Source organism: Sutcliffiella tianshenii (genome assembly GCF_016908565.1).
Lineage (GTDB): Bacteria > Bacillota > Bacilli > Bacillales > Bacillaceae_I > Sutcliffiella_A > Sutcliffiella_A tianshenii.
Map to the genome: position 1 here is coordinate 738,093 of NZ_JAFBED010000001.1, position 18,490 is coordinate 756,582.

The window sequence follows — 18,490 nt, forward strand, 5'->3', positions numbered from 1 at the left end:
AAGGAACTTATTTACAAATAGAATCTATTTTCTTGTCATTGTGCTTTAAATATTGATAGGGTCGAGGTGCCTGTCCCCTCGACCCTTCCTTTTTATTCAAATCGGTTCCAATTTATTAACTCATCAAGCGGAAGGCGAGTTTTTTCAAAACCTGCTTTCGCGCCTTTGCCTAGGGAGATTAACATGATAGCTTCGTAGTTTTCCGGTACATTGAATTCTTTTATGAATTTTGTTTCATCGTATCCACCCATTGGAACGGTATCATAGCCTTTTGCTTTAGCTGCAAGCATTAATTGCATGGAGACAAGTCCCCCGTCAATGTGAGCAATTTTCGCTAAGCGTTCTTTAGAAAAAGATCCGTAACCATCCAAAATGCTATTAACATACATGTCTTTTACGTCTTCTGGCATTCTTCCCTTTTCAGCGATTGCACTATAAATACGATCGGCATTCTTGTATCCATCTCTGTCACCAAGGACTGCGATGACCACGGAAGCATCTACAATTTGTTGCTGATTATTGGCGATTGGCAACAAGCGCTCTTTTTCCTTTTGATCTTCAATAACTAGAAATCTCCATGGTTGAAGGTTGCTAGATGATGGTGCTAACGTAGCTGCTTCAAGAATCTCTAAGACTTCACTTTTATCCATTTTAAATTCAGGATCATATTGTCTTACTGAACGGCGTTCTTTCGCGACTGTCAGAAAATCTGTGTCCTCTAATTGTTTTGGCGCTTCTTTTGTTGTATCTATTTCTTTTACTTTATTTAAGTATTCTTCTTTGCTCATTGTTTTTTTAGACATATTCATTCCCCTTTAACTGTATTTTCTACAAGAACAGTATAGGTTGTTAACTGTTCCTTTGTCAAATACAGTTAACGGAAACAAAATAAAAAAGCGAAACAGCTATGTTTCACTTTTTCATTAAATCAGCTATGGTCTTTTGTTCTAAACCGGCAACGACCCAGCCTTCCATTTCATCACGTAAAGTACAGAGGGATTCACGAGTAGTCTCAGCAAAACATTCTTTACTTTCTACATTAAAGAACCCCTTAGGAAAGGTTTCCGCTTTCATTGCATCATATACTTCGGACAGTTTGATTTCACTTGGATCTTTGACAAGAAAATACCCACCGTCTCGGCCTTCTTTCGCCTGGATTAATTCGGTTTTAACCAGGTGCCTTAATATTTTTCTTAAAAAGACAGATTTAGAATTAAGTTTCTCTGCTAATTCTCCGCTCGGACATCGGCCTTCATTATTAGCAAGCACCACGAGGGCCTGAATGGCCATACTGAACCACTTTGTACTCGTCACCTTTTCACTCATTGTCTCACCTCTTCATCTACACTTTATTCTGAAACATCTCCCATAAAAAGTCAAAGTGTTTACAGAGGGGTTTAAGAGCTTGACGCTTTTACCAAGCTCTTAGACTAATCTATCATTTGCCGGAATGATACTTTCTAACTCAATAGTATCTTCATTAATTAACCTTTCTAGTTTCTTTGCAAAATCATCAAGTTGATTTAGTTCAGTGATTATGAAAAAGTTTGAACGCATATGGTATGGTTTTTCCATCTTATTATCAGCTATTATCTCTATCCCAATGTGTCCTCTGTTGTTATGTATAAAAAATCTAATAGATAAAAAATGAGTAACATTTTCAATATCATTTCCGGAAGTCCAGATAAACTCATTACCTTTGGAATTTGAAAAATTGTTAATACCTTGTCTTAACTCTTCAAGGTCTTCATTAGAAGTGTAAATATCTATGTATATCATGCAGTTTAAACCCTTAATTTCCATTTGTAGCTCAAAAAAATCAACATCTTCCCACATCTTTGCTAATCTAATACTCGGTTCAGGCATAAGGTATTCACCTCGATTCTTTACTTCCAAATTATTCGACTATCTATCTGCCTTTTCCTTTTTACCTTCTTGGACTTTTTTATACATAAAACGAAATATTGTATTATCATTTATCTGTATTTATATATGGAACAGGAGTGATTATATGTTTTTAAATGGTAAAGGTCGTGTCATTTCATGTGGGCACTTTACTACTAAGATTAATAATAAAAAAATGAGTATCATAAATATTCAAGTGAATGGGGAAGTACATAAATTCTTTGGTAGTGGGAAGATTCCAGAGTTTAAGTTTGGTGACATTATTGAATTTACAGTTATAGCTCAAAAACAAAAAGGGCTTGAATATAACTTTTACCTTGCAAAAGCTGAAGCAATAAAAACTGAGAATCAGTAATAAATATAAAACGGCTACAAATGCAGCCGTTTTAATTCGCCCTAATACTCCAATTATTTATCAAGCAATTTTAACATTGAACTATCGATATTTAATTCAAATCTCTGCTTTACCACTATTTGTGATACGGTTCCCCCCGATTAATCCGGAAAGCACGATACACCTGCTCAACCAAAATCAACCTCATAAGCTGATGAGGAAAAGTCATCTTAGAAAACGACAGGGTATCATTCGCCCGCTTCATCACTTCATCGCTCAAACCGAGTGAGCCTCCGATGACGAATGCGATTTTACTTTTCCCATATGTAGCGAGCTTATCGATTTCACCTGCGAGCTGCTCGGACGATCGCTGCTTTCCTTGGATGGCCAGCGCGATGACGTGGGTGTCATCTGATATCTTCGCCAGGATCCGTTCTCCTTCTTTCTGCTTGACCTGGATCATTTCGGCATCGCTAAGCTGTTCTGGTGCTTTTTCATCCGGCAGCTCCACTACCTCCACCTTTGCATAGGCGCCAAGTCGCTTCAGGTACTCATCTATTCCTTGTTTCAAATATTTTTCTTTTAGCTTCCCAATTGTGATTATTGAGATATTCACAGTCATCCCCGCCTTGCAAACAGTTTATCCACAGAAGTTATCCACATATCAACAATTTCTACCCACATTTAGTATGCGAATATTAGTTCCCCACCATATATACTGCATGTTCGGAGCAGAATTCACAGGTTGTTGATAACTTTTCCTCTTCTGGCACCATCTCCAGGATTGGCGCCTCTTCGTGTTCATCTATGTACATTTCCATTGCCAGCTCGATATGTTCCAGACAGCATTTCATTGTGTTCAATCCTTTCTGTACCTTGTTTTCTTTACAAGGATACCACTTATCCACATGTTTATAAATGAAAGCACACAAAAAGGGAGAAATCTCCCCTTTTTTTAAGATGATTCTTCTGATAGCTTCACGGAAACGTTCTTTACATCCTTGCCTCGATAGAATGTCACTTCCATGGTGTCACCGATTTCTTTTTCATTATACAAATGTTTCCGAAGCTCAATGACATCTCTTACAGGCTCCCCGTCGAGCTCGACGATTACGTCGTATTCCTTAAGTCCTGCTTCCGCCGCTGGTGAACCAGGGGACACTCCTGTTACGTAGACGCCCGCTTTGACCTCTTTTGGAAGCTTTAATGTTTCCTGCCAGTGGTAGCTCGATACATCAGACAAGGAACCGATGCTCACTCCAAAGTATGGTCTTTTTACTTCGCCATACTGTTCCAGGTCGTTGATGACAGGAATCACCGAGTTGATCGGGATAGCCAGACCGATCCCTTCTACTTCCTGCTGGGCGATCTTCATGGAATTGATTCCGATTAGCTTTCCTTGGATATTGATCAATGCCCCGCCGCTGTTACCAGGATTGATGGCGGCATCCGTCTGCATGACATCCGCATGCCAATCAAAAGTCCCGTCGCGGTTAATATCCACCGGGATGCTTCTATCTGTCCCAGAAATGATTCCTTGTGTGACAGAGCCGGAAAATTGAAGCCCCAGGGGATTTCCTATCGCTATCACCGGTTCACCGGTTCTCACATTATCAGAGTTGCCGAAGTCGGCCACCTTTGTCACAAACTCATCCTTCATCTCAAGGACGGCCAAATCTGTCCAAGGATCCTCTCCAAGCACCTCAGCAGGGACCCTGGTTCCATCAATTAGACTCAACTCGACTTCCCCTGCACCTTCTATTACATGGAAGTTTGTGACTACGTAGGCTTTGCCGTTTTCTTTTTTATAGATTACACCAGAACCTGTGCCCGCTTCGCCTTCAGAACCCGATTCAACTTCACCGTTTTCCCAAAAAGACGACTGCTGCAGATTGATGACCCCCACTACTGCTTCCGCCACAGCATCCACCGCATTGGTGATCGCAGATTCTACATTGACAGAAACATTACGCACTTCAGCCGTTCCGGCATCCCCGGGCTCTGGGACTCGCCTTGCTTCTTCTTCTCTAGCCGGTTCACTAAGATCAGGCGTAGCATTGTTTGACAATGACGGTATGGCCACCATAAAGAGAAAGGCGCCTAGCAATAACCCAATAAGTCCGGGAATCAAATAGCTTCTTTTTTTTCTTTTCTGTTTTGAATGATCATGCTGATCGTAGTATCCCACTGCCTCATCCATCCTTCCTGAAAATGCAACTTTATGCCAGCACCTCCTCCGCGTAAAATACTTAGGGGAGTAAAGTGCCTTTGCATTTTCATCCTGGAAAAAGACAAAAAGAAAGGCGCCAAAGCCTAAGAAATTACACGAAAGCAAGCGCTGTTGGAGATTTTGGATCTGTATCATATAGCTCGACCTGCTCACCGGTGATGATCCCCCGTGTGGCAAGTGTTTGCTCTACAGACATCCTCGCTAGATCTTTCATGTTATTATCTTGACTTAAATGCGCCAAATAAATACGCTTTGTTTGATCGCCCATCACATCTGCCATGGCAAGCGCTGCATCCTCATTGGATACATGCCCGACATCACTGAGGATACGGCGTTTGATGCTCCAAGGATAATGTCCCATCTGCAGCATCTGCACATCATGATTGCTTTCAAAAACATACGCGTTTGCGTTCGAGATGATCCCTTTCATCCGGTCGCTGACATAGCCTGTATCGGTGATGACGACAAGCTTCTTGTCTCCCTGGTGGAAGGCGTAGAACATGGGCTCCGCAGCATCGTGGGATACACCGAATGATTCTACATCCAAATCACCAAAAGTTTTGACCCGCTCCGTTTCAAAATTGAATTTCAAATCGGTCGGGATCGCGCCGACCAGGCCATCCATCGCTTTCCAAGTCTTTTCATTCGCATAGACCGGGAGCTTGTACTTTCTCGCAAGCACCCCGATTCCCTTGATATGATCGCTATGCTCATGTGTAACGAGGATACCGGAGAGGTCCTCTATCTTTTTATCTATTCTGGTAAATAACTCTTGCATCTTTTTGCCGCTCAAACCAGCATCAATTAATAAAGAATGCTCCTCTGTTGCGACATAAATTGCATTTCCAGTGCTACCACTGGCAAGCACGCTAAAATGCAGGCTCATGTCACTTCACTCCAATGTTCTATTTTCTTTTCGGATGATCTGTCCTTCCAACGCATTGACGAAGAAATCCTGTTCCCCATTGACGACAATATGCCAGGTTGGTGTCAGTACATGGGAAGATGTAATCTGTACTAAAGTATAATAGCCAAGTTTGACATCCGTCACATGGCTTCCAGGCTTCAGTTCATTCATATTATACAGGTTTTCAAGTGCATTGAAGGCCGTTATCAGCTCCTGCGCTTCATCCATCTCTTCCAAATCTGAAATCAATGTCTGTTTGTAGGAGACGATATTGTTTTCATCATCCAGATATAAACTAAGCATGCCGCTTTCATTATTACTATAAATCAACCCTTTTTTATAGGATTGAAAAAAGATAAGTTCCTTTTCGCCTTTACGGTAGAACTTATAATCATATTTATCGTTGAACAATAATTGATCTTTCAGCAGTGAAGGAAGCCTCGTTTCCATTTCTGTTTCAGGTGCAGGTATAGGCTCTTTGAAAGCACCAACCAGAACTGTTTCGTTTACAATCTCGACCGTTTGCCCTTTTTTCTCCAAAGCTTCCTTGTCCTCAACAGAAAATTTATAACTCTTTCCACTGATATAGCTTTCGGATACCTGTTCCTTTGGAAGATTCTCATAGGTAATTTCATCTGCTTCGAACTGCTCTTCAATTGTCGCCTCTGTAATGATAGACCACTGATTTTCATTTCTCTTTTCAAAAATTTGCGAAGCCAAAAAGATATTCAAGATGAGAAATGTAATAATGAAAATGGTCTTTGTTTTGCGCCAATCCATTTTACATTCCCCCTCCCAATTCATCTGTTTCCGTGAAAATGACCTTTGACCAGCTGCTGTTATCAAGGTACATCCATACAGGCTCCAAGATGAATACCCCTTGATAATCCATTTCACGTTTTAACTCATATCCTACCCTGATATCCTGGACCGTTGACATGTCCAGATTCTTCAGGGCATTCAATTCACGCTCCACTTGGCTTGCGGGTGGGAGAATTGTAGTCTGTGGATCATTTATCGGTGGCCCCAGTTGATAGATGGGACGTGAATAGCTTGACACTTCATTGTTTCTCCATACCTGATTTATCTCGGTCAATCCATCACGATTCATCACAGGATAATTTCCGACATGTAATTGAAATACGACCCTTTCATAATCTGCATCAGATACATTCCAGCGTGAAAATTGGAATCGATCCGTCCAGCCGCTATGCTCGTTCACAAAGTCTATCCCTCGTTCAATCACATTAAAATCAGGGGAATTGGCTTCATTAGGCAATACTGTATTGACATACTGAAGCTGTGTATACGTACGGTCCACGCTCATGAATCTTTCGCTGTCCGTATATACTTCCCCTACATTCATCTGATCCTTTGTCACGACACTTGGATCATTGAATAATGCATCCCTGAACTCATCCGGATTAATTGAATCTGTGAGGAAGTTCATTCTGGGCAATTCTATTGGACCCTTAGGTACGAAAATATACCTGTCTTCCTCTGCAGCAATACTTACATACTCGTTATATATAACGGATGGTGTATAGAATTTCTCTTTGAGAGTAGAGAGGGAAATATTATTGACCTTTGCTTTATACATCCTTCTATCTTCATAGTTGACCAGGTGAAGGATAGGCGCACCTTTTTCCCCTTGATTATTAATGTCTATCAATATTCGATCCACCGTTCCATTCGGCACTTCTTCGTCAGTAAAGCCAATAAGGAATCTCAAGGTTTCCAATGGGATATCATCAGGGAATATCACTTCCATCTTCCCATTGTCATGCATAAAAGGAATAAATTCCTCTTCGTCAATCAAGGTGGAAGTTTGATCTATGTCAAACAGACTCCACTTTTTCATTTCTTTGGTAAAACGGAGTATTTCCTGATTCTCAATCGTTCCATAGTGCACCCCATCGAAATGATACAGGATTTTGGAAGGGCGAATAATGTTTTCCGGCTCTTCCGTTTTACTGATTTCAACATTTCGAAGCAGCTTTTCATTGCTTGTATAGTCCAATGACGGCTGATAAGTCCACAAATTCCAGGAAAGAACCAGGCTGGTCAAGACAAGGATGGTTAATATAAGTGATTTCAGATTTTCGTATTTCATGACCAATCATCCTTTTGTTCTTCTTGCGTGATAGGAAGTGTAAAGAAAATCTTTGTTCCCTTCCCTTCCTGACTTGACGCCCAAATGTCCCCATTATGTGCATTAATCATTTCCTTTGCGATGGCAAGACCTAGACCGGTCCCCCCAAGCATACGCGTCCGCGCTTTATCCACGCGATAAAAACGATCAAATACCTTGGAAAGATCAGCTTTAGGTATCCCAACCCCCTGATCACTGATGCTAACTAATATCTGGTTGGCCGTTTCCTCTATATGGACAGCAAAGGTGATGGTACCACCTTCAGGTGAATATTTCATGGCATTCGAGATGATATTGTCCAATACCTGGGTGATTTTATCCTCATCCAGACTCACCCACACTGCTTCTCCAGGCAAGTCACGGACAAACGTTACGTCTTGGGATTTTGATAGCTCGAAACGGTCGATGATTCGGTTAAAGAATTCCACAAAATCCACGGATACTTTATTAAAACGATAATCCCTTGTATCCATTTTGGAAAGCTGAAGCAGGTCATTTACGAGACGGATCATACGCTCAGTTTCCGTTTGGGTCACATCCAAGAATTTCGGTGCAATCTCGTCATCCTTCCAGGCACCTTCCGCCAGCGCCTCCAAGTAACTGCGCATCGTGGTCAAAGGTGTCCGCAGTTCATGGGATACATTTGCAACAAATTCCCGTCTCTCTTGATCTATCTTCTCTTGTTCTGTAATATCATGCAAAACCGTTATCAAGCCGTTAATGAACCCCGTTTCCTTCTGAATGATGGAGTTGCTGGCTCGGAGAATCAACGGTTTCTTTTCTGTGCTGAAGTCCAGTATCAACGTTTCCTGTTCCGATACTAAACTATCAAATGTATGCGTTTCGACAATATCAAGGACTTCCACAATCGGTTTTTGCAGGACTGTTTCACGTGAAACGTTCAGCATCCCGAGTGCAGGCTCATTAATCAGGATAACCCTGCCTTTCCGGTCTGTCGCAATAACCCCATCTGTCATATGGGAAAGGACCGAGCTTAGCTTTCGCCTTTCTCCCTCTGTTGTAGCTTGTGCTTCCTGGAGTTTTCTTGTCAGGTTATTAAAAGAAAGCGCCAGTTGCCCTATTTCATCATTTCCGTATATATTTACCTTGCGCGAAAAATTCCCTCTTGCCATCTCCAACGCCTGTTTTCGCATATCCGACATCGGCCTCGTTATCGTCTGTGCCAACAGTACTCCCAATACAGCTGTTACGGCCAGAGCAAGCGTTGTCCCAGCCGTAAAGATACTATTGATCTGACGCATCTGGGCATAAACATTTTCCATGGATGCCTTCATATAGATAGCACCTATGATTTCCTGACTGTTCGTCTTTATGGGAGCTGCAATAATGCGTACGCGGTCTCCTGTATTACGATCGATGGCATCATCCTCGGAATACTGTCCCACTGCTAGCGCACGTTTAATAAGCAGGTCGGTTGTCCTTTTCCCTACCATTCTAGTTTGATTGTAAGGATCTGAGGTTCCCAAAACCCTGCTTTTGTTATTGATGACCCGGACTTCCAAGATGTCCTCCATGGTAACATCCTGCAAGACATTCCGGATATCCTCCTCAATTGTTAATGTAGTATCGTCCCGCTGCTTCTTGATTTCCTGCTCGATACTGTAGGTCAATAACGTTATCCGTTCGTCTAGAGAGTCTGAAAAATTGTTAATTAATTGCTTTTCAAGCTTGCTTACAAAATAAACCCCGATAATCTGCATGGCAATCAGAATCAACAGGACATAAATCAACACAAATTTTAAGTGAATGGAGCGAAAGAAACCAACTTTTTTCATGTGTATTATTCCTGCTCGGATTGTCGCAGGTAATAGCCAACTCCTCTTCTAGTTACAATCCATGTAGGATGGCTTGGATTGTCCTCTATCTTTTCGCGGAGGCGTCGCACTGTTACGTCGACTGTACGGACATCTCCATAATAGTCGTAGCCCCAAACAGTTTGCAACAAATGCTCACGAGTCATGACCTGTCCTATATGCTTAGCCAGATAATGGAGCAATTCGAACTCACGGTGCGTCAGCTCGATCATATCTCCGCGCTTTGTCACCATATAGGCATCCGGGTGGATTACAAGCGAGCCGATGGAAATCTCGGTCGGTTCATCCACGTCATTACCTTTCTGTTGATGCCTGCGCAGATTAGCCTTTACTCGTGCGATTAATTCGCGTGTGCTGAAAGGCTTTGTGACATAGTCATCCGCACCAAGTTCAAGACCCAATACTTTATCTATTTCAGAATCCTTGGCAGTAAGCATGATGATAGGCATTTCATACTTTTTCCTGACTTCACGGCAAACTTCCATTCCATCTCTTTGAGGAAGCATGATGTCCAATAGAATCAAGTCCGGGCGAATTTCTTCCACTTTGTTGACCGCTTCTTCGCCGTCATAGGCGCAATAAACATCATAACCCTCTTTTTGTAGGTTGAATTTCAATATATCTGCAATTGGTTTCTCGTCGTCTACAACTAATATTTTCTTTTCCATCGCGAATTCGCTCCTTATCACATCTATCTATTAGTATCATTTAAATTTTCTATGTGCATTATACTAAATACTTTACCATGTAAAGCTCGGTAAAGCATCTAATAACAGAAAAGCAGGTATTTCTATATCAACACCGCTGTTGCTCTCCGCAATAGGCTGCGCTTTCCGCGGGGCGTTTGTGGAACCTCCTCGACTTTCGCCTGCGGGGTCTCCACTAAACGCTATCTCCCGCAGGAGTCTTCGCCTATTGCTCCAATCCACAGCTAGATTCTTAATTAGTTTATACTACTCATAAACCTAGCCTGAAAGAAAGAAAAACCTCTAGCTTTTTATGGTTTGCTAGAGGTTTGAGAGATTATTTTAGTTTAAGAATTGCATTGGGTCTTTTAGTTGACCGTTTTGGTACACTTCAAAGTGCAGGTGGATTCCAGTGGATTGACCAGTTGTTCCCATTACCCCGATTTTTGCTCCTCGGGCTACTGTTTGTCCAACTGATACATCAATGGATGCCAAATGAGCGTACGTAGTCTTCATTCCATTTTGGTGATTGATCACGATTTTATTGCCATAACCGCCATCCCAGCCAGCTGACTCTACAACACCATTATCAGCAGCTTTGATTGTACGGTCGCTAGGACGTGCGATATCGATGCCTTTGTGCATCTTACCCCAACGATGTCCCATTTTACTTGATACATAACCGCCTACTGCCGGCCATGCAAGTGAACCGCTGCCACGTGATGGGATTACCTTTGTTCCTTTTAGTACGATATGCTTAACAGGTTCTTTTAACACTTCTTCGTGTGTAACCTCTTTATTGACTTCAACACCATTTTCTTTAGTGACGATGGTTTGAATGTTTTTCTCCCCATTTACACCTTGCTGCTTCACTTTTGTTTCCCCTTTAGGAAGATCTGCATCTTCCACTACTTCTTGCTCATAAGGGATTTCTTCGTTACGGGAGGATTCCTCTTTCACTACCACATGTACGAATGGTTTCAATGCCGTAACATTTAACGTAGAACCTATCTTCAGTAAAGAATCTTCCTTGATGTCAGGATTCAATGCCAACAGCTCTTCGGAAGTAAGATCGTGCTTTTCAGCGATATCCCCAAGTACATCACCTTGTGCCACCTCGTACTTTTCCTCTTCCTTGACACCCTTCTTCAGAAGGTTAACAGCTTCTTCAACCGTCAGTACTTCAGAAGGTTTAACATTTTTCTCGGAAAATGAAACTTTTTCTTTCATTTGAACGTCTAATATACGAGACTCATCCACTTTGATAGCAGGAAGCTCCACATCGACTTTCTTTCTTTGCTCTAGCTCTTTCAATTTCTCCTCAGAGACAAAACCTAAAGTCAGTTGCTTTATTACTTTTTCCGCATCTTCCTTGCTTCCAAGCAGCACGATTTCTTTTCCATCGACAGTTATGGCAGAGGCATTTGCCTGTACTTCCAATTCAGCGGTAACTTTATCTAGAGTTTCCTTGTTCTGAGTGGAAGGTCTGAATACCTTTTCCGGTAAAACGGAAAGCTGGTTTCCTACAGTAAGGTCAAGACCTTTGAAATCCTTCTGCATCTCTTGAATCTTTGCATCGACTGTTTTATCCAGCAGGCCTTTATCATCTACTGCTCCAACGCGTTCTCCATTTACATAGACATGGTAGATTGTCCCTAAAAGGGAGTTTTCGCTTGCTTGGGCAGCTACAGCTCCAACTGATAACGTTCCTACGGCAACAGTAGTAAGCAACGCCTTTTTAGTCAGTACAGAAAAACGATTATTTTCTATTTTATGTTTCATATTTAGTTTTTTTGTGTATGTACTATATATAGACTTTAATTGGCTGATCATGGTTAAATCCCCCTGATTCCATTCCTCTACAAAAAGAACATGTTTATTTTTATTTGTTGAAAGATTACTAGGTATTTCGATACCCACGTAAATTTTTCGACTTCTTTACCATACCATATAACTATAAAAGAATAGAATAGTAGAACAAAAGATGTAACATAATTGTATTATTGTTGTCATATTTAGGCGATTTTTAGTGGTTTTTCCTTATATAGTTAGCAGAATGGGTAATTTTTCTTACATAATTGTGATAAATAATGAGGCAATTTTGGTAGATTTGTATAATGAAGGGTTTATTAGCAATAATCATGGAACATAAAAAAGCCCTCCGCTTTTCGTCATTGAAAAGCGGCGGGCTTTTTGGGATGGCTCGGGACGGAATCGAACCGCCGACACATGGATTTTCAGTCCATTGCTCTACCAACTGAGCTACCGAGCCTAATTTAGTTATGTATAAATTAGAAAAAATGGCGGTCCCGACCGGGATCGAACCGGCGATCTCCTGCGTGACAGGCAGGCATGTTAACCGCTACACCACGGGACCTTTGATGCTGATAAGTAAAAGATGGTGACCCATACGGGATTCGAACCCGTGTTACCGCCGTGAAAGGGCGGTGTCTTAACCGCTTGACCAATGGGCCTTGCAATGGTGTGCCATGAAGGACTCGAACCTTCGACCCTCTGATTAAAAGTCAGATGCTCTACCGACTGAGCTAATGGCACTTAAGTGTCTAACAATCTACTGTTTTGACGACGTTTTTAATAATATCATAATATCATTGCTTTAAGCAATAGTCTTTTTAAAAAAAGATTTAAACAAAGTGTACCCTTTAAACACCGCTGTTGATTTCCGCACTAGGCTGCGCTTTCCGCGGGGCGGTAGGCTGGAGCCTCCTCGGCATCCGCCTTGCGGGGTCTCCAGCCTACCGCTGCCTCCCGCAGGAGTCTTCGCCTATTGCTCCAATCAACTGCTAGAGTCACATAGCCAATACTATTCTATAATAGAACCAATAATAAAAGATGGCTGCTTCATCAAGAAGCAACCATCCCTAATTACATTAAATCAATATATTATTTATTAGCGTACACGCTTCTTACTACATTCGTCTGAGATCGGTCTGGTCCTACTGAGAATATGGATAGTGGGATGCCTGTTAGCTGGGACACGCGCTCGATGTAGTGGCGTGCGTTTTCAGGGAGCTCATCAAGGCTTCTTACGCCGGTAATGTCTTCTGTCCAACCTGGCATTTCTTCGTATACCGGTTCACATTCAGCAAGGACTTTCAAGCTTGCCGGGAAGGCTTCCATCACTTCGCCCTTGTACTTGTAGGCAACACAGATTTTTAAGGATTCGATGCCGGTTAACACGTCAATAGAGTTAAGGGATAGATCTGTCAGCCCACTGACACGTCGGGCATGGCGTACCACTACGCTGTCAAACCAGCCGACACGGCGTGGTCTACCAGTGGTTGTCCCGTACTCTCTTCCAACCTCACGGATTTGATGACCGATTTCATTATCAAGTTCTGTAGGGAATGGACCATCACCAACGCGTGTTGTATAAGCTTTCGCAACACCGACTACGTGATTGATCTTAGATGGGCCGACACCGGAACCGATTGTCACGCCACCAGCAACAGGGTTGGAGGATGTTACAAACGGATACGTACCTTGGTCGATATCAAGCATAACGCCTTGTGCACCTTCAAACAACACTCTGCGGCCATCGTCTAATGCGTCATTCAATACAACAGAAGTATCTGTTACATATTTTGCGAATTGTTGGCCATATTCGTAATACTCGTCAAGGATGTCCTCTAGCTTAAAGCCTTCCGCTTCGTACATCTTTTCTAGTAAACGGTTTTTCTCTGCAAGATTGTGTGCCAATTTCGCTTCGAAAAGCTCACGATCAAGAAGATCTGCGATACGGATTCCGACACGTGCTGCCTTATCCATATATGCCGGTCCGATACCTTTTTTCGTTGTACCGATCTTATTTGCACCTTTGCGCTCTTCTTCCACTTCATCCAGTTTTAGGTGATATGGCAAGATGACGTGCGCACGGTTACTGATGCGAAGATTATCTGTGCTTACTCCGCGATCATGAAGATATTTCAGTTCTGTGATTAAAGCCTTTGGATCTACAACCATCCCGTTACCGATAACACAAATCTTATCGCTGTAGAAAATTCCAGAAGGGATTAGATGTAATTTATACGTTTCACCATTGAATTTTATTGTATGTCCTGCGTTGTTTCCACCTTGGTAACGCGCGATCATTTCTGCGTTTTCTGAAAGGAAATCCGTGATTTTACCTTTTCCTTCATCGCCCCATTGTGTTCCTACTACGACTACTGATGCCATAGTTTGTACACCTCCACTAAATATGTAGACTTTTATTTTCACTATTTCAACCAAAGTAAGTTTATCAGCTGATCATGAGAAAGTCAACCAAAACCCGAACGATTAATAAATTTGCATTGTTATTTGTTCGTGAATATTACAGTTTTGTTGCATTTTGTTTTGTTCTATAACATTTATCATATAAAAAAGGCACCTACAAGTGTAGATGCCTTTTATTATGCCCCCGGTGGGACAGATTCATCATCAAATCTGCGCTCGAGGTTAACGAATTTGTTGTATTCTTTTACGAAAGCGAGTGAGACCGTACCAACCGGACCATTACGCTGCTTGGCCAGGATGATCTCGATGATGTTCTTGTTTTCACTTTCTTTGTCGTAATAATCGTCACGGTATAGGAAGCCAACGATGTCGGCATCCTGCTCGATACTTCCGGATTCACGGATATCGGACATCATCGGGCGCTTATCCTGTCTTTGCTCCACACCACGGGAAAGCTGGGATAGGGCAATAACCGGAACCTGCAATTCCCTTGCTAGAGCTTTTAAGGAACGGGATATTTCGGATACTTCCTGCTGACGATTCTCTCCGCCGTTTCTGCCGCTTCCCTGGATCAGTTGCAGGTAATCGATCAGGATCATCCCAAGGCCGCTCTCCTGCTTCAGACGGCGGCATTTGGAGCGTATTTCACTCACTCGGACACCTGGTGTATCATCGATGTAGATCCCGGCATTGGAGAGGCTTCCCATCGCCATGGTCAGCTTGCTCCAATCCTCAGCAGTCAATTGACCGGTCCTCAGGTTTTGTGCGTTGATATTCCCCTCCGCACAGAGCATCCTCATGACAAGCTGCTCAGCACCCATCTCCAGACTGAAGATAGCGACGTTCTCCCGGGCTTTTGTTGCCACGTTCTGAGCAATATTCAGTGCGAAAGCCGTTTTACCAACAGAAGGACGGGCCGCGATGATGATCAGGTCATTTCGCTGGAAACCCGCAGTCATACGATCAAGCTCAGTGAAGCCTGTTTCGATACCGGTGATTTCCCCTTTGCGTTGGGTGAGGACTTCGATGTTATCGTAGGTTTTCACAAGCACGTCCTTGATGTTCTGGAAGACCCCGGAATTTTTGCGTTGTGATACTTCAAGTATCTGCTTTTCCGCTTCATTCAGCAGGCCTGCCACTTCGTCTTCCCTGGAATAGCCTTCCTGTGCGATGCTTGTAGCCGTACGGATCAGTCGCCTTAGAATGGACTTTTCCTCAACGATTTTTGCATAGTACTCAATATTTGCTGCAGTCGGAACCGAGTTTGCCAAGTCACTCAAGTAGGAAACCCCGCCTACTTCTTCTAACAGCCTCAAGTTCGCAAGCTCTGCTGTGACAGTTACAAGATCGATCGGTTCCCCGCGGTCCGATAGATTCAATATGCAATTGAAGATCTTCTGGTGGGCAGCACGGTAGAAATCATCTGGCAAAACCAGCTCTGCCGCCATGGTAAGGGCCGAAGGTTCCAAGAATATGGCACCTAGGACGGCCTGTTCCGCTTCTATATTTTGTGGTGGTATACGGTCAGCAAAAAGATCGCTCATCCTTGTTCCTCCTCCCTCGTAAGCTTGTCTATATATTCCTTTGCAAAAAGAAAACCCGGCTGCTGCCGAGCATCGATTGGTTGTTGGCTTTATCTATTATTTTTGTTCCGTTACATGTACTTTCAGCGTTGCAGTGACTTCGGAATGCAGCTTAACCGGAACATTCGTATAGCCCAAAGCTCGAATCGCATCGTTCAGTTCCATTTTACGTTTATCGATTTTGATCTTATGCTTTTTCTGCAGTTCTTCGGAGATTTGCTTGGTCGTGATAGAGCCGAAAAGGCGTCCGCCTTCCCCAGCCTTCGTTTGGAACTCCAATGTCAGCTTTTCGATTGTTTCCTTGAGTTCTTTTGCATTCTCAAGCTCTTGCTCCGCTTCTTTTACTTCTTTATTTTTTTGTGCCTCTAATGATTTAAGGTTACCATGTGATGCTTCCATCGCCAACCCTTGTTTTAGTAGAAAATTATGGGCATAGCCATCTGCCACATTTTTAACTTCGCCTTTTTTCCCTTTTCCTTTTACATCTTTCAAGAAAATGACTCTCATTCCTTGGTACCTCCTTGTAGGTATTCACGAATTGCTTCTTTAAGTTTCTCTTCTGCTTCATCTATCGTCATGCTCAGCTGAGTCGCTGCATTAGTCAAGTGTCCGCCGCCTTCCAGCATCTCCATGACGACCTGCACATTGATGTCGCCAAGGGACCTTGCACTGATGCTGACCTGATCTCCAGTCCGATGGGCAATGACAAAAGAGGTATTGATATCACTCATGGCAAGCAACGTATCGGCCGCTTGTGCGATCATGACTTGATCGAAGAAATCTTCCGGATTGCCTTTTGCAATGACGATTCCATCCTGATAGAGATAAGCACTTTCGATAAGCTTTGCACGCTTGACGAAGCGATCCAAGTTCTCTTTCAATAGCTTTTGCACCAATATCGTGTCTGCCCCTTGTGAGCGCAGATAGGATGCAGCATCGAATGTACGTGAACCAGTTCGGACAGTGAAGCTTTTTGTATCTACTATTATACCAGCAAGTAGTGCTGTCGCTTCAAGCATGGTGATTTTGAGGCGCTTTGGCTGGTATTGTAAAAGCTCGGTCACAAGCTCTGCTGTTGAGGATGCATAAGGCTCCATGTATACAAGCAACGGATCTTCGATAAAGTCTTCCCCTCGACGATGGTGGTCGATGACGACGACATCCTCGATCTTGTTCAGAAGCTTTTCCTCAATCACAAGTGACGGTTTATGGGTATCCACCACCACAAGCAAGGTATCATTGGTTGCCATATCTAAAGCTTCCTCAGGCGAGATAATTTTCTCCCATAGCTCGTCATGACTTTTCAATTCGCTTAGCAGGCGCTGGATGCCGGCATCAATCTCATTTTGATTCAACACGATGAACGAATCCTTTTGATTGAGCTCCGCCACCTTGGCAATCCCGATGGCCGCACCAATTGCATCCATATCCGGATAGCGATGACCCATGATAATGACCTTGTCACTTTCATGTATCAGTTCTTTAAGGGCGTGGGAAATGACGCGGGCTCTTACTCTCGTACGCTTTTCCATCGGATTGGTCTTTCCTCCGTAAAAACGCACTTTCCCATTTGTCTGCTTGATGGCTACCTGATCACCGCCACGGCCTAGCGCAAGGTCGAGACTGGATTGGGCCAGATGCCCGAGCTCCGGAAGGGAAGGGACGCCTGTACCGATACCAACACTTAGCGTCAGCGGCATGCTTTGTTTAGCCGTTTGTTCCCGGACTTCATCGAGAATCGTAAATTTGTTTTTTTCAAGCTGCACTAGAATTTGTTCATTCAATACTACGATAAAGCGTTCCATCGAGGTCCTTTTAAGGAATACGCCATTTTCAGTGGCCCATTTATTGATGATGGAGGTGACTTGGCTGTTGATGGCACTCTTCGTCTGATCGTCCATGCCTTGGGTCACTTCATCATAATTATCAAGGAAGATGATACCGAGTACTGTTCGTTCTTCTTCATATTGCTTTTCAATTTGCGTCTGTTCTGTGACATCGAAAAAGTAAATCAGGCGCTCCGCCTTTTTGATCACCACTTTATATTTTCTATCATGAAGAGGGACCACTTCGGTCTCGACGTCCTGCTTCAGTAAAGGGATCAGATTCTCCCCCACATCATAAAGCGATCTGCCGACTAACGTCTCCTCATGAAAACAAGAGGCCAGGAAGGGATTGGTCCACTCGATCTGATAGTCATCATTGTAGAGCATGATCCCGATCGGCATTTCCATCAATGCCTCTTCGCCCACCTTTTTTAACCGATAGGATAAGGTCGAGATATAAGTTTCCATTTCCTTTTTGGCTGTTTGTTCTACTTTCATATAGAAGTAAATGACGATACCAAGGAGCAGAAAACTTGCCAGCCCTATTTGCCATTGGAAAAACATGATTACCCCGAACTGGATCACGCTAATGAGCAGCAGTGTATAGAAAGGGTAACGGAAATTCAGTTTTTCAAAATAATTAGGCATTTATTTTTCAGCTCCTAATTAACAATTTACTGTTTATTTTGTGTTTGAGTTAAACACCGCTGTTGATTTCCGCACTAGGCTGCGCTTTCCGCGGGGCGTTTGTGGAGCCTCCTCGGGCTTCGCCCTGCGGGGTCTCCACTAAACGCTT

Annotated in this window: 17 protein-coding genes and 4 tRNA genes; 1 reads left to right on the forward strand and 20 read right to left on the reverse strand. The window is 43.0% G+C overall.

Going from position 1 to position 18,490, the window contains the following annotated elements:
- Positions 1-92: 92 nt before the first annotated feature.
- From JOC95_RS03295 to JOC95_RS03305, 3 genes are all read right to left on the reverse strand, one after another.
- Complete coding sequence (locus JOC95_RS03295; protein ID WP_204413312.1) at positions 93-803, reverse strand: nitroreductase family protein; 711 nt, start codon at positions 801-803, stop codon at positions 93-95.
- A gap of 109 nt (positions 804-912) precedes the next feature.
- Positions 913-1,326: an RrF2 family transcriptional regulator gene (locus tag JOC95_RS03300; protein WP_204413314.1), complete on the reverse strand. Its 414-nt coding sequence runs from the start codon at positions 1,324-1,326 to the stop codon at positions 913-915.
- A gap of 99 nt (positions 1,327-1,425) precedes the next feature.
- Complete coding sequence (locus tag JOC95_RS03305) at positions 1,426-1,866, reverse strand: hypothetical protein (RefSeq protein ID WP_204413316.1); 441 nt, start codon at positions 1,864-1,866, stop codon at positions 1,426-1,428.
- A 145-nt stretch (positions 1,867-2,011) separates the two neighbouring features.
- Here JOC95_RS03305 and JOC95_RS03310 point away from each other — a divergent pair, with 145 nt between their 5' ends.
- Complete coding sequence (locus JOC95_RS03310; protein ID WP_204413317.1) at positions 2,012-2,260, forward strand: hypothetical protein; 249 nt, start codon at positions 2,012-2,014, stop codon at positions 2,258-2,260.
- Positions 2,261-2,375: 115 nt separating this feature from the next.
- On the opposite strand, the gene rlmH is transcribed toward JOC95_RS03310, so the two are convergent.
- The 17 genes from rlmH to JOC95_RS03395 form a co-directional block, all read right to left on the reverse strand.
- Positions 2,376-2,855: a 23S rRNA (pseudouridine(1915)-N(3))-methyltransferase RlmH gene (gene rlmH, locus JOC95_RS03315; protein WP_204413318.1), complete on the reverse strand. Its 480-nt coding sequence runs from the start codon at positions 2,853-2,855 to the stop codon at positions 2,376-2,378.
- Positions 2,856-2,937: 82 nt separating this feature from the next.
- On the reverse strand, positions 2,938-3,093 hold the full coding sequence (locus tag JOC95_RS03320; protein ID WP_204413319.1) for a CxxH/CxxC protein: 156 nt from the start codon (positions 3,091-3,093) through the stop codon (positions 2,938-2,940).
- Between the two features lie 101 nt (positions 3,094-3,194).
- Positions 3,195-4,427 carry a S1C family serine protease gene (locus JOC95_RS03325; RefSeq protein WP_338083048.1) on the reverse strand — a complete coding sequence of 411 codons (1,233 nt, stop codon included), beginning with the start codon at positions 4,425-4,427 and terminating at the stop codon, positions 3,195-3,197.
- 133 nt (positions 4,428-4,560) lie between these two features.
- Complete coding sequence (locus JOC95_RS03330; protein WP_204413320.1) at positions 4,561-5,355, reverse strand: MBL fold metallo-hydrolase; 795 nt, start codon at positions 5,353-5,355, stop codon at positions 4,561-4,563.
- A 6-nt stretch (positions 5,356-5,361) separates the two neighbouring features.
- Positions 5,362-6,156 carry a two-component system regulatory protein YycI gene (locus JOC95_RS03335; protein WP_204413321.1) on the reverse strand — a complete coding sequence of 265 codons (795 nt, stop codon included), beginning with the start codon at positions 6,154-6,156 and terminating at the stop codon, positions 5,362-5,364.
- 1 nt (position 6,157) lies between these two features.
- Complete coding sequence (locus JOC95_RS03340; protein ID WP_204413322.1) at positions 6,158-7,489, reverse strand: YycH family regulatory protein; 1,332 nt, start codon at positions 7,487-7,489, stop codon at positions 6,158-6,160.
- The gene (walK, locus tag JOC95_RS03345; RefSeq protein WP_204413324.1) at positions 7,486-9,324 is read right to left on the reverse strand and encodes a cell wall metabolism sensor histidine kinase WalK; all 1,839 of its coding nucleotides are present in this window, start codon (positions 9,322-9,324) and stop codon (positions 7,486-7,488) included. The genes JOC95_RS03340 and walK overlap by 4 nt, the downstream gene beginning before the upstream one ends.
- Positions 9,325-9,329: 5 nt before the next feature.
- Positions 9,330-10,031: a response regulator YycF gene (gene yycF, locus JOC95_RS03350; RefSeq protein ID WP_204413325.1), complete on the reverse strand. Its 702-nt coding sequence runs from the start codon at positions 10,029-10,031 to the stop codon at positions 9,330-9,332.
- Between the two features lie 360 nt (positions 10,032-10,391).
- Positions 10,392-11,882 carry a M23 family metallopeptidase gene (locus JOC95_RS03355; protein ID WP_204413326.1) on the reverse strand — a complete coding sequence of 497 codons (1,491 nt, stop codon included), beginning with the start codon at positions 11,880-11,882 and terminating at the stop codon, positions 10,392-10,394.
- 366 nt (positions 11,883-12,248) lie between these two features.
- A tRNA-Phe gene (locus tag JOC95_RS03360) sits at positions 12,249-12,321 on the reverse strand.
- 29 nt (positions 12,322-12,350) lie between these two features.
- Positions 12,351-12,426: transfer RNA gene (locus JOC95_RS03365), tRNA-Asp, on the reverse strand.
- A gap of 22 nt (positions 12,427-12,448) precedes the next feature.
- Positions 12,449-12,523 (reverse strand) — tRNA-Glu (locus JOC95_RS03370).
- A 6-nt stretch (positions 12,524-12,529) separates the two neighbouring features.
- Positions 12,530-12,605 (reverse strand) — tRNA-Lys (locus tag JOC95_RS03375).
- 348 nt (positions 12,606-12,953) lie between these two features.
- Positions 12,954-14,246, reverse strand: coding sequence for an adenylosuccinate synthase (locus JOC95_RS03380; protein ID WP_204413327.1), 1,293 nt, complete (start codon positions 14,244-14,246; stop codon positions 12,954-12,956).
- 215 nt (positions 14,247-14,461) lie between these two features.
- Positions 14,462-15,829 carry a replicative DNA helicase gene (gene dnaB / locus JOC95_RS03385; protein ID WP_204413328.1) on the reverse strand — a complete coding sequence of 456 codons (1,368 nt, stop codon included), beginning with the start codon at positions 15,827-15,829 and terminating at the stop codon, positions 14,462-14,464.
- Positions 15,830-15,925: 96 nt separating this feature from the next.
- Entirely contained in the window at positions 15,926-16,375 is a 450-nt protein-coding gene (gene rplI / locus JOC95_RS03390; RefSeq protein WP_204413329.1) for a 50S ribosomal protein L9, read from the reverse strand.
- A complete protein-coding gene (locus JOC95_RS03395; RefSeq protein WP_204413330.1) occupies positions 16,372-18,342 on the reverse strand; it encodes a DHH family phosphoesterase in 1,971 nt (656 codons plus the stop codon). The genes rplI and JOC95_RS03395 overlap by 4 nt, the downstream gene beginning before the upstream one ends.
- Between the last annotated feature and the right edge of the window lie 148 nt (positions 18,343-18,490).